The following is a 12,083-nucleotide window of genomic DNA, read 5'->3' on the forward strand; positions in this document are numbered from 1 at the left end:
GGTTATTATAAAAATTTTCATTCAGAATATCAGCTCTCTTGAGCCGGTTGTTTCAAAAGTGCGGCAAAAACAGTCTCGATAAGGATGCCGTCAATTTTTACAGGTCAGAAGCAGGATGACAATTGCCATTGGAAATAGACAGCTGATTGAAGTGAGATACCGGCTGCCCCCGGCTTCCGCAGAATAGTATACAATAAATTTCCAGAAAAGTCCAAATTGATGCCCCCTCCTGAAATCTAAGAAAAATGAAAGGCTAAAATACTACTGAAAGAGGATTCATTACGGGGGGCGGCTGATCATTGTGAGGGATGTGCCACAGGCTCATCTATTGCAGGTCACCAGTCAAAACTAGGAGGAAGAAGCATTAATAGGAAGAGAAAACTCGCCAAAAAACACCCGGTCATCGGTCTTTAGAATCCGGGGTGAAACTGCTTCACCTTCACCGGAGGAGGAAGGGCTCCCTTTATCTTCCTTTCCGGCAGGTCTGGTAAAGCTCTGGGGTATGACTTCCTTTCCCATCATTGACTCATATACAAGCTGCTGCGAGGATTTATCAAAAAGGTACGCCACTTCATTTCCGCCGCCCATGCCGATATCTCCGCAGGCATCCTCGGTATGCCCTGCCTGATGAATTTTTTTCACCAGGGTCTGTCCTTCTTCCCGGTAGGTAATGGTGTAAGAATTGAAAGACTTGCCGCCCTGGCCGTATGGCTCGACGGTTTCTCCCTTGATTACCATCTCGTCAGGGGTGGCGGGGTCATCATCAATATGGATAGCTTTTCCCGCTGCCGCAACAGTTTTTCCATCGGCATTTATGGTGACCGGAATCTTGAGCTCGCCTATCGAATTCGATGCCTTATGGGTCATTATGAATTCATCCTTTAACTCCCGGTATTCCCGGAGCATGGTTTCGGCCACGTGATCCTTCGTTTTGCTCACCGGAAGAGACCAGTTTTCTACCACAGGATTCTCGTGCTTCTCCAGTATCCTGTCCATTACCGTCTTTCCTGTCACCGGCTGCTGCCCTGCGCCTATTCGGTCCATATGCGTGACCCTTCCTTTGAGAGGATTTTTCCCATACTCATTTTACCATGGATCGGGATACTCTGCGAAGGGTTTTCTTCAAGAGGCAGAAACAGGGGGATACCATGCACTACGGTCAGATGACTGGCCGAAAACAGCGTGCAGCATCTGCAGGTGATTCGATGAAGACCGGGGAGCCCTTACTATCCCTATTCAAGAGAGTGTTTACAAAATGTTTATCTTTTATCAACATGACTGTTACAATCCGGCTGTGACAAAAGGAGACTCATTGCTGTCCAATTTGAAAGGAAGATAAAGTAAAAGAAATATCAGTATTCGATCCTGCAAAGAAAAATTGGGAGGTGCCATATGGTGGAGATAAATGCTTTAGGTCAGAATCCCACATTGTCGCAGGGGATGCCTGCAGCGGATATGACCGGTATGCAGGGAAAGGAAGGGCAGCAGTCCACATCATTGCAGGGAATGCCATTGACCTTGCAGGATAGATTCAATGCCTCACCTGAGCTCAAGGAAGAGCGGGAAAATCTGTCGATGAGCCTGGCTGGTGCCAATCCACCGCAGCAGAGCCAGAATATCCAGAATACTGGCAATAACGCTAAAACCAATAATCCCATGGCTAAGGCAATCGGGGCACAGGCTGCACACCAGGGAATAGATACAGGTATGAAGACGCTGAACCAGCTTCTTGGGAAGCTCGGGCAAGGCGGAAAAGGCGGCGACCTTGGCCAGGGCGGTGAAACCGGAAAGAACCATGGCACCGGCCAGAACCAGGGCACTGCTGCATCAAAGGAATCTTCTCCCGGCCAGGGCGGCGAGCAGATAAAAGGCAAAAAAGGCCCGGAATCGAAGCAGCAATTCCAGAATGAAGCTGACAAGCAGAAAGACCTCAAGGACGGCGAGACCCAGGACAGCCAGCAGAACAAGGGCCAGGCCGATGATGCAGGCAGACAGAAGGATGCTGCCAACCAGGAGAGGAACGAGCTTCAAAACGAGGAAAAGCCCAAGAATCAGGATCAGATTGACCAGGGCAGGCAGAATATGGATGAAGGCAAAGCCCAGGAGGATCAGGGCAAAGTCCAGCAGCAGGAAGGCAAGCAGGAGCAGACACAGGGCAAGCAGGAGCAGACACAGGGCAAGCAGAAGCAGACCCATGGCAAGGGCCTGCAGCAGACAGGCAAGGCACAGCAGATAACAGGCAAGGCCCTGCAGCAGGCAGGCAAGATCCTGCAGCAGACAGGCAAGGCCCTGCAGCAGGCAGGACAGGCACAGCAGCAGTCAGGTAAAGCACAGCAGCAGGCAGGTGAAGCCCAGATCCAGACTGGCCAGGCAATGATGAGCAATCCATTCACTGCAGCGGCAGGAGCTGCCATGGTGTCTGCAGGCGAGGGTGTAAAAGCGGCCGGAATAGCGCAGGAGCAGGCAGGCAAGGCACAGGAGCAGGCAGGTAAAGCACAGGAGCAGCAGGGCAAGCAGCAGGAAGAAAGTGGCAAACAGGTAGAACAGATGGGCAAAACAATGGAACAGCTGGGTAAGCAGACTGAACAGCTTGGCAAGCAGAAAGAAGCCCAGGGCAGAGAGCAGGAAGAAAAGGGCAAAGAGCAGGAAGAAGAGGGCACACAGACGGCAGAAGAGGGCAAACAGCTTGCCGATCAGGGTAAAAAGGGCATGGATCAGGGCAAGCAGGATCTTGCTGAGACCAATAACGGGATACAGGACAAGGCCCAGGAGGCCAGGCAGGGCGGACAGGACCAGGCGGCCAGCAATAAGGCGGCAAATGACAATGCCAGGAACGCAGAAACTGCAGCCGATAATGAGAACAGGCTGCAGGAAGCTGCCCAGAAGGCCGATCAGGCTGGAAAGAAAAGCGGCGAAGGCGGAGAAACTGGCGAGCAGAATTGCAGGCCCGCACAAGGCGGAGCTCAAGGACAGGATTGCGGCAGTAACCAGGGGAATGGCAGTGGTGACAAGGGCAAAGGCCTGCAATTGCCTCAGATATCACCAGAGGCACAGAAAGCCAGGACTTCTGAAGATCAGAAAAAACAGAGGGAAGCTATGGGGGGAAAGAATTCCAATATCCTGCTGCAGCAGCAGGTGATGAACCCGGGTCAGCAGAACAGCACCCGGAATAATATACAGAATATGGCCAGGAGAGCCGCCGCGGGAGACTTCAGCGTGGCGATGCCGGGACTTATCGCGCCGCAGTCTTCAGCGGCTGCGCGTGGAGCACAGCCTGCAGGCGCGACACAGCAGACAGCGGCACAACCTGCCGGCCAGGGACAGGCTTCAGGGCTTCTCGCAGGGATGCCCGCGCAGAGCATGCCGGGACAGCAGGGAATACAGCCACCCTTGCAGGCTCAGCAGCAGAAAAAGGGCGATGATGACGGAATGAGGGATATGGCGGAGCTCCTCAACCAGGATGCTGCAGCAAAGGGCATCGATGGAGAGGCCGGTCAGGATGCTGCTGATGCTGAAGGCCCACAGCAGAGCGGCCGGGCGAAAAAGGCCACCATTGAAGAGACCGATGACGAGATCACAGTGAACCTCGGCAGCTTCAACACCACGGGCGGCAGCGCTGGAAGCAGTGAAGGGCTCACTGGAGGCGCTGGAGAAACAGGGGTAGCCGGGGATGCCGGAATGGATGATGAGCCGGGAGGAGAAGTGGCAGGGATAGGATATGATGATGCTATGGTTGAAGGCCCTGGAAAAGCTGATGCCGGCCAGGAAGCCAAGTCCCCGATGACAGGCCTTCTGGAAAAGCTGATGAGAGTCTGATGATTGCAGCAGAAGTCGGTTATGAGAGGCCTGCAATGCCCATCGAACAGCCTGCTCTTTCTCTTCTGTACTCCAAGAGGGCTTGAATAAGATGCTCCTTTTTGGTACAATCTCATCAAGGGAAGGTGTTCTCTCCTTGATATGATGTTCTACAAAGGAAGATGTTCTGTGCTTCATTGCCGTTTCAGAAAGTCCTCAATGAAGGGTATCTTGCTCATTCTGATCCTTCTGGTAGGCATTTTAATACTGGGACTCTCGCTCTCTCTGCTGACCTTCGTGAGCGTGAACGCAAATTTTACTTCTTCCTTAAGAGACCGCATTGCTGCCTTGAACAGTGCAGAAGCTGGGATAGCAATGGCGATGTACAAACTGGAGGAGGATCCCAACTGGGGCACAGGTCCTTCTGCTCCCCCTCCTCTTTACGAGAAGCTTCCCTCTGGCGAGAGTACCTATTTTATTTCTTTCAACAAAGAAGATTTCAATGACAGGTCCATCTGCTGTTACTCGGTGAACAACTTTTTCAATCCCAGCCCTGTAGATGGCTGGCGCGGGCCGAGCTCAGTGCCTCCCTATTCCTGTCAACTTGTCAGCATAGGGAAAGAGAGAGGGATAGAGAGAAGGGTGGAAGTGCTGTTAAAAATGATTGATACAGCCCTGCTCACCAGCGGCAAGATAACTATCAACAACAATGTATACGCATCATCCCTCGTTGATTCTCTGCCGGTGAGTATCCATTCCAACAGTCGTGCATACAACCCTAAAAGTAAAGAAGAGGAACTGAACAACGCGATCACCATCACAGGCTCAGGGAACATCAAGGGGAAGGTGAGCGCCTGCGGTTCTGTCCATGTTCCCCAGATTGTCCCTGAAGGGGGGACCCAGGAGCTTACCTTTCCAATCAACATACCCATCATAGACATAGAGAATGTCATTCAGAACAAATTTTCCGAAGGCGGCATATCACATTATGTGGATATACCGGCGGATCAGTATATTTTTGATATAGCAGGAGGCTCCCCTGTGGTTTTCAATAAGGACGGACCTGTTTCAAGTGCGACACTTCACCAATGGGGGTGGGTTCTGTCAAAGCAGTCTCCGGGATGCGTGCTTACGTGCAAAAAAAATCTGAAATCAGGCGGAGATCTCTCCCTCAGGCTCACGACAAGCGCCATACAAAACTATCAAAGACTCCTTATCACCTCTGATGTGACACCTCCCGCCAAAGACATTGAGTTTCTGGCCAGAGGGAACCTCACGGTGACCGGGAGTTTTAAAGGCAGTTTTGAGATCTACTCGGGAGGAAAAACCACGATTTACGGCTCCAGTGAAGCCGAAATTGATGCAAGCGACATTGCCATCTACAGCCATGACGATATGGCCATTCTTACCTATGAGCCTTCTCTTGGCACAGAAAAATTCAGTTTTTTCAACGGTCTTGTATACACCCATGGAAACGCGATCATTCGGAGCCCCGATGAGCTACCTGAGCTTTCACGTCAATCAATAGTGTATAAAGGTCTCCTCATAGCCACCAGTGCTTCTGATCCCCATGGGCTTTGTTCCACAAGCGGGAACTTCTTTACCAATAATGAGACTCATTTTTTCTTTGACCCAGACTGCATCACCAGGCTGAAATTTCTCAACTCGCAGAAGTTTGCCTATACCATAGCCTTCTGGAACGAGTTTTAAGCGGTTTTGAAAAAAGTATCGAGAAGCTCCTTGAGCTTCATCTTTGCGCGGTAGACCAGGTTTTTGGAAGCGTTGGGAGTGGTATTGAGCACTTTTCCTATCTCTTCGTAGGGGAGATCTTCGAACTCTCGAAGGGTGAGGGCTATTCTGTAATTCTCCGGAAGGCTCCTGATGGCGGATTTGAGATATGCCGCGAACTCTTTTTCAGAGTAGACTTTCTGAGGATCGGCGGTGTGATCGGGGATTTCCCTCGGTTTTTCACCTTCTTCTGACATGATCACAAGAGATTCCGTTCGCTCTTTCTGCATATGGGCAATCCGGTCCTTGCAGCAGTTCACGGTAATCCGGTAAATCCATGTGGAGAGCGCGCTGTCGCCCCTGAAGCTCCCGATAGAACGGTAAATCCTGATGAATACCTCCTGCGCTATATCATCAATATCAGGTACATTCTGCAGTATGTGATAAATAGAATTAAATACCGATTCCTGATAGGTGGTGATAAGACTCTCGAAGGCTCCGGGCTCTCCTTTTTTGACTCTCTCGAGAAGTCTTGACTCTTCAGTGTCTGGAGAAGATGGCATCCCGTTCTCCCCATTTCTTTGACCTGAGCTCGCGGTAAAGGATGTGTAATGATGGTGCTGGTAATGCTCCTGAGTACAAGTATGCACTATTTTAGGTTGGCTGGTTTTTTCCTTCTGATGGTACCTCTTGTCAATGAAAGGGCTTCAGGCAAAAAAAAACCTCCCTTGTGCAAGGAAGGTTACCATGTCAATGTAGGAATGAATATTTCAGTTACGTGCCTACCGCCTCCTTATTAATAATGATAGAGAGAGAAGAATCTTTGCTTGGGGCTTGGGGGATAAAGCTTTCCTTATAAGTGCCACCGCCTCCTTGTGAATAATGATGGTAAGAGAAGAATCTTTGCTTGGGGCTTGGGGGATAGAGCTTTCCTGATAAGTGCCACCGCCTCCTTTCTAAAATTATTGGGAGCGCAAAACCTTGGTATTTCATATGTTCTGGTATGCTCTACCGGGCGCATCTTTTTCCTCGCTCCCCGGCAGTGGTTTTATCAAAACAGCTGTTGCCGTTTTGACTATATACGAGAATGTCAGACACAGTGTCTCTCTCAGAGACTGCCCTTCCTCTTCCCGGTGAAAATCTCTGTAAGTGGTGAGTTGCATAAGCCGAACCTCCTCGTATTTTCCCTTTTCTGTGAAATTAGACCGGGGGGAGCACCTCTTTATCACAGCCTGATTGTAACAGTTCTGTTAATAAAAGATTAACAATTTGTGAACATCAGGTGTGACAAATTGGAAAAGTGAAAGTCTAATGAAATGATGAAAGTAGGTGCAGAGAAGGCAATAATACCGAGATGTTGAAAATATAAGGGAATATAATGTAAAGCTATGAAATGTGAAGAAGTTCAGGAAAAGCTCTTTATGTATGCCGATGGAGATGTGGCAACCTCTCTGAGAGCGGCTATTGATTCTCATTGCAATGAGTGCCCGGCCTGCAGAAGGGAATATGAAAAAGTCATGCTCATCGCTCGGGGCCTCAAGAATGTTCCGAGATACAAGCCTGATGAGTATTTTGTCAATAGGCTCATGGCCCGGATGAGGAATGAAGGAATTCTGGAGCAGAAGAGGTCCTTCTTGAGTATCCTTGAAGCAGTGTTCGGGTCGCTCCTGGGAACCAGAAGGGTGGCCTGGGTGCTTGCAGGAATGGTAATTCTAGTTATCGCGGTTGCTACTGTCGTGAAGCAAGACAGTAAAGTTGATTTCTATGTGGCCTACTGCGAGGGGAGTGCTACGGTAAAAAACCGCAGCACAGGAAAGGTAAGTCCATTGACTCCCTCCATGAGGATTTCTCAGGGTGACACTCTCACCACCAGAGATAAATCAAGAGCGGTCATAGTGGTGAAGGAAGGTTCCTCCAGTGATGTGCTGGCCGATCTGCGCATCGGGGACAATTCAGTGTATCGTCTGGAATCTGAGGGAAAGAGGAAAGGCGCTCTCCGACAGTTCACAGGGAATCTCCTGACAGGTGCGGTATGGATCAATGATGAAAAAAGCTCTGTAAAAAAGGTTTTCCTCTCCTGCCGCACAAGAGATTTGACAGTAACCCCTGTGGGGACCGAGTATCAGGTTCACTGCAGGAGGGGAGCTACTGAGGTGAATGCCTACAGGGGGACCCTGGAAGTGGTGGATAGCCAGAGGCCGGACACAAAGGTGCAGCTCGAGCCCGGCTATGAGATATCCTCTGTGACGGGCGGATCGCTCTTTCAACCCAGAAAGAGCGAAGGAGGGGACACCGAGTGGACTTGCTGGAACAAGAGCCTTGTGACCGGCAAAGATGGTGTCACCGTGAGACCTGCAGCATCTCTCATGCCATCTCCCTCACCGACAATATCCGCATCTGCCGCGCCTGACCCCGAGAAAGCCGGACTCCTGCTGAAACTTGGTGATATGGTGCGGTTTGAAGTTGATAAGAAGCTTGAAGGAATCTCTCTGCGCTGGGTGGTGAGAGGTGATATCGGCACCATAGACGAAAATGGCCTCTTTGTGGCCACCAGAGAGGGAACAGGTGAGATCGCCGCCATAACAGGAAGAGGAGAGATAAAGACTGTGCTTTCCGTCCTCCCCAGGGATTGCCGGGTAACCACCTATACCAGGAGCAGCTATGAGGTGATACTTCCTGACTCCCTCAGGTAATCCCCTCAGTTTCGGAGGACAACTTTTGTTCTTACCTCAATTTTCTGGACAGTGGTTTTGCCGTATATATCCTTGACTTCCTCACTGGTAGTGAGGGAAACTGTCACAGTATGCCGCGGAACACTTACGTTGTCCAGAGGAATGCCGACATCCACGTTGAGATTTGCCACCCTGTCGGCAAGTGTCCAGCAAGTCGATTCGGGGGGAAGTGTGGTATAGTAGAACTTTAGATTATCTTGAGAGAGGGCGCCTGTTATGGTATAGGAGGGGTAATAATCGCGGCCCATAAGACGGTAAAGGGACGGATTTTCAGCATCACGAACAAGGGCGTACACGACATATTTCTGCCAGAGAGGCCGTCCTGATGAGTGATCATAGTGGGCCTCACCCCGATCATCCTGGGGGCTCGCAAATGCCATGAGGAAATCAGCGTCTCCTGCCCCGCCCTCTACGGTAGTAATGGTGCCTATTGCCGAGCACTTGAGCTGTGAAGCGAGCTTTACCACCGCCACAGAGGCGCTCTGCTGAATATGGATCATACCTGTGCCCATGTTCCACCACCGCATGATCATAAGAAGGGTGGCATATATGAAGAGAAGCATCATCGCCGTGAGGGCTGTGCTCACTATCACCTCGCTCAGGGTAAAGCCTTCCCTGTGCCTCCTGTGAGCAGGCAGCGCAGAGAAGATACTCTCTCTTCCATTCCTGTTCATCGCGTTTAAGGTGCCTGAATCCCGAAGATATAAGTCTCCAGGGAGATATTCTGCAAGCTGGTCTTTTCCCAGTATGAGACGACTACCGTGATGTCCTTGAGCATTTTTTGAGAAGCAGACCGGTCAACTACCTTTACAGAATAAAAGTAAGTTTTTCCATCTATGTTCTCAGAAGGGTATGGAGGGGGAGGAAATTCGGTCATATCAGTGTTGATTGCAGTGGCCGGTGCACTGATGAGGGCTCCTGAGCTTTCATCAATGAGGGGAGTGTACTCGCCAAGTGCAATATTGTAATAATCTATATCCTTTATGGACTCCAGTTTCTCTCTTGCAAGGTTTATGGCGATCTGTTTATATTTCTGGCGGTTGATATAGTCGTTGCTGAAAGGAATAATGGTGAGGATGCTTAAGAAGATAATAACAATAAGGGCAAAGCCCACTATGATCTCTGCCAGGGTAAAACCCTTGTGCCTTCCCACTGGAAACTCCTTGAAAAAAGTGACTTATGTCCTGTATATTTTACCATGAGGTGAGCACAAAAAGAAAGATCGGGAATCATTCCTGATCTTCATCCAACAGTTGTGGGTGACCCAAGAGCGCTGCCCAGGGCCTGCAGCAGGCCGCGCAGCACCATCGGGACTAGTTGTTCTCAAAACACTCTTTTTATGTCGAATTGTTCGTTCCGTGACACATAGAAAAACTGCAATTTCCTCATCACCACGGGAAAACAAAGAAGCCGACGATCCGATTTGAACGGACGACCGGCTGATTACAAATCAGCTGCTCTACCCCTGAGCTACGTCGGCTTATGTCCGCTATTATAGCATTTTTGCCCATGGAGGTCAAGAACTGCGCTCTTTTTCGGATCACTTTCTCGGGGAGTTATCCAATGTCTTCCCACAATCCGCAGAAGAACCGCGGAATGCATCTTCTCCATTATTTCACAGAGCTGTGGAGGCCTGAAATTATTTTTCTGTCACCATCTTTGGTCAACACATCCTCTGCGCCCTGCCACAGGAGGCTCTTTCTCTTCATTGGAGGGGCTTTCAGGGCTTCTGAGGAGAAAAATCGCAAAACAGGCCTTTCCATGCATCTACAGGCCATGTGGTGATGGCTTTAAAACCCAATAGCAACATCATTATTTGCGATCTGCAATTTTGACTTTCTCAATGTAATTTTGTATAATAGTATTAGGGATACACGAGTATCTTGAGCATGGCCGCTTATGAAAGGAGGAACATCGTGAACACACAGGCCGGCTCTCACCTCAGAAGAGAGGTCCCGCACCGGGAGGCCGTTCGGACCACCAAGGCTGGGAAGCCTATGTCCGCGGTGATCCGCGAGTATCCCGGCTATGAGGCCACCATGGGGGGCGGGCAGGTTTTCAAGGCTGCCCCCGGCCTCCCCCTCGTCACGTACGGCGCCGATGAAGTGCTCTCGCGTGCGAACTGTCGCCATATTTTTCGCGATCTCACCGGGGAGGTCCTTGACTGGAACCTCTGGTGCCTCTCTCATGCCGGGGTCAGGCTCGACCTTCTCATCGGGGAGGCACTTCTCTCCCTTGATGGGAAGCTCGAGAAGCTCGGCTATGTGCGTATTGGCAATTTTGTCCGCGAGGAGCTGGGGATCTCTTCCAGGAGCTGCTATGAGCTGATGCGAAATGCCCTGGAGCTTCAAAAGCTCCCCCTCATCAGGGAGGCTCTTGAAGAGGGGCACCTCCGGAAGAGCGCGCTGCGGTATCTTTTCCGGGTCGTCACTCCTGAGACCGAGGCGGAGTGGCTTTCAAAAGCCATGCAGTCCACCATAAGAGAACTGGAAGAGGAGGTGAAGCGTTTTAAATCGGGAGCCGGGAAGGCCAGCGCAGATGCTTCGGGGGAAGCTGAAGGCGGCCCCGGGGGGAGCGGCATCAACGCATTCGTCGCCGGGGATGACGACGAAGAGGTCACAGGGAGCCTCGCCGTGAACGTGCGGGTTCCTTTTGCCGTTGCCGCGAAATGGGACAGGGCCCTCGAGATCTTCCACAGAATCGAGGAGGCGGAGCTCCCTTCGGAGTCGTTCGTGGAGGCCCTTCTTGCGGAGTTCGCCGCTTCGGCGCCGCTCGGGGGTATCGGGCATCCTGGCACCACGGTGCAGGCACCGGAGGATTCCGGGATAGGGAGGCCGGGGGCTTGGGAGGCCGCGGGAGCTTCTCTCTGCCGCCTGCAGGGGAATGACTCCCATGGCGACTGCGCCAACCACGGTGAGGGGGCACACTCTCACGATGGCTCTGATGCTTCCGATACAAGGGAGAACAGCGCCGATCCCGCCATCGAGGAGAAAGCCCTTCTCGTGGGTGCCCTTGCAGGGGCAATCGGCTCCCTCGATGACGAGGCCTCCTTCGGCGAGCAGGAAAAAGAGCTGGCCAGGCAGGTCCACAAGGACCTCGAGGAAGTCTCTCATCTCTGGGAGTTCCTGCCCTGGAAGCCCGTCACGGTGGAGCTTCCGTCGGAGTTTCAAGCTTTCGCACGCCACAGGTCCGATGCCGATACCGCCGTCACCCCAGACGGCACCCTGGTGCGCCCTCCCGCCGATCCCTTCGAAACGGTCGCCCGCCTCCAGAAGATGGCGTCGCTGCGCCACTCCCTCTCCTTCTACCAGGGGCGCCTCCTTCGGACCCTCAACAATTTCGGCCTCTACAAAGACATGCTCTTCCTCTCCCTCGGGCACTACACCAGGGAGCGCCTCGGGATGTCCCGCAGCACTGCCTATTCTCTCATCAAAATAGAAAGGTGGTATCTCGAGTATCCCGATATGCTCGACCTCGTGCAGGAGGGGAAGCTCACCCCCGAGCAGGCGCGCCTGCTCTCCAAGGTCTTCATTGAGGGGACCCGCGTCCAGGGGGCATGGCTCTCCTACGCCCAGCAGGTCCCTGTGGCCACCTTCATCCAGGCCGTCGAGGGGTTCCTCCGCTTTGCCAAAAGAGCGGTCCACAAAAAGTGGGACATCGCTCCCGAGGCCTTCGAGGTGGCCGTCACGGGGAGGTCCGTCAAGAGGGTTTCCCTTGCACTCTCTAATGCCACAGAACCCTGTGGGGATAAGGGTTTGGACGCCGCAGTCCAAATGTGCGGTGCGGCCGAGCAAGGTCGTGTTGTATAGTGGGTGCGAATCCCACCTG

Annotated in this window: 9 protein-coding genes and 1 tRNA gene; 4 read left to right on the plus strand and 6 right to left on the minus strand. The window is 51.9% G+C overall.

What is annotated here, in order from left to right; all coding sequences use genetic code 11:
• Positions 1-348 precede the first annotated feature (348 nt).
• Positions 349-1,044 carry a hypothetical protein gene (locus RDV48_05645; protein ID MDQ7822260.1) on the minus strand — a complete coding sequence of 232 codons (696 nt, stop codon included), beginning with the start codon at positions 1,042-1,044 and terminating at the stop codon, positions 349-351.
• 468 nt (positions 1,045-1,512) lie between these two features.
• Between RDV48_05645 and RDV48_05650 the strand changes: the two genes are divergently transcribed.
• Both RDV48_05650 and RDV48_05655 read left to right on the plus strand, forming a co-directional pair.
• On the plus strand, positions 1,513-3,816 hold the full coding sequence (locus RDV48_05650) for a hypothetical protein (GenBank protein ID MDQ7822261.1): 2,304 nt from the start codon (positions 1,513-1,515) through the stop codon (positions 3,814-3,816).
• A 354-nt stretch (positions 3,817-4,170) separates the two neighbouring features.
• Positions 4,171-5,505, plus strand: coding sequence for a hypothetical protein (locus tag RDV48_05655; GenBank protein ID MDQ7822262.1), 1,335 nt, complete (start codon positions 4,171-4,173; stop codon positions 5,503-5,505).
• On the opposite strand, the gene RDV48_05660 is transcribed toward RDV48_05655, so the two are convergent.
• Both RDV48_05660 and RDV48_05665 read right to left on the minus strand, forming a co-directional pair.
• Positions 5,502-6,086, minus strand: coding sequence for a sigma-70 family RNA polymerase sigma factor (locus RDV48_05660; protein MDQ7822263.1), 585 nt, complete (start codon positions 6,084-6,086; stop codon positions 5,502-5,504). The genes RDV48_05655 and RDV48_05660 overlap by 4 nt on opposite strands.
• 426 nt (positions 6,087-6,512) lie before the next feature.
• Positions 6,513-6,686: a hypothetical protein gene (locus RDV48_05665; protein MDQ7822264.1), complete on the minus strand. Its 174-nt coding sequence runs from the start codon at positions 6,684-6,686 to the stop codon at positions 6,513-6,515.
• Between the two features lie 471 nt (positions 6,687-7,157).
• Between RDV48_05665 and RDV48_05670 the strand changes: the two genes are divergently transcribed.
• Positions 7,158-8,216 (plus strand): FecR domain-containing protein, encoded by a 1,059-nt coding sequence (locus RDV48_05670; protein MDQ7822265.1) that lies wholly within the window; start codon positions 7,158-7,160, stop codon positions 8,214-8,216.
• Positions 8,217-8,221: 5 nt separating this feature from the next.
• Here the strand turns inward: RDV48_05670 and RDV48_05675 are convergent, their stop codons facing one another.
• The 3 genes from RDV48_05675 to RDV48_05685 all read right to left on the minus strand — a co-directional run bounded on the left by RDV48_05675 (position 8,222) and on the right by RDV48_05685 (position 9,735).
• Complete coding sequence (locus RDV48_05675; GenBank protein MDQ7822266.1) at positions 8,222-8,929, minus strand: prepilin-type N-terminal cleavage/methylation domain-containing protein; 708 nt, start codon at positions 8,927-8,929, stop codon at positions 8,222-8,224.
• Between the two features lie 5 nt (positions 8,930-8,934).
• Positions 8,935-9,408 carry a type II secretion system protein gene (locus RDV48_05680; protein MDQ7822267.1) on the minus strand — a complete coding sequence of 158 codons (474 nt, stop codon included), beginning with the start codon at positions 9,406-9,408 and terminating at the stop codon, positions 8,935-8,937.
• A gap of 255 nt (positions 9,409-9,663) precedes the next feature.
• A tRNA-Thr gene (locus tag RDV48_05685) sits at positions 9,664-9,735 on the minus strand.
• Positions 9,736-10,171: 436 nt separating this feature from the next.
• Here RDV48_05685 and RDV48_05690 point away from each other — a divergent pair.
• The gene (locus tag RDV48_05690) at positions 10,172-12,064 is read left to right on the plus strand and encodes a hypothetical protein (GenBank protein ID MDQ7822268.1); all 1,893 of its coding nucleotides are present in this window, start codon (positions 10,172-10,174) and stop codon (positions 12,062-12,064) included.
• Positions 12,065-12,083 lie beyond the last annotated feature (19 nt).

The sequence above is a fragment of the Candidatus Eremiobacterota bacterium genome (assembly GCA_031082125.1).
Lineage (GTDB): Bacteria > Vulcanimicrobiota > CADAWZ01 > CADAWZ01 > Ess09-12 > Ess09-12.

Coding starts and splice junctions, on each gene's coding strand:
- RDV48_05655 (MDQ7822262.1), top strand. CDS start 4,171: ATGGCGATGTACAAACTGGAGGAGGATCCCAACTGGGGCACAGGTCCT.
- RDV48_05660 (MDQ7822263.1), bottom strand. CDS start 6,086: ATGCCATCTTCTCCAGACACTGAAGAGTCAAGACTTCTCGAGAGAGTC.
- RDV48_05665 (MDQ7822264.1), bottom strand. CDS start 6,686: ATGCAACTCACCACTTACAGAGATTTTCACCGGGAAGAGGAAGGGCAG.
- RDV48_05645 (MDQ7822260.1), bottom strand. CDS start 1,044: ATGGACCGAATAGGCGCAGGGCAGCAGCCGGTGACAGGAAAGACGGTA.
- RDV48_05675 (MDQ7822266.1), bottom strand. CDS start 8,929: ATGAACAGGAATGGAAGAGAGAGTATCTTCTCTGCGCTGCCTGCTCAC.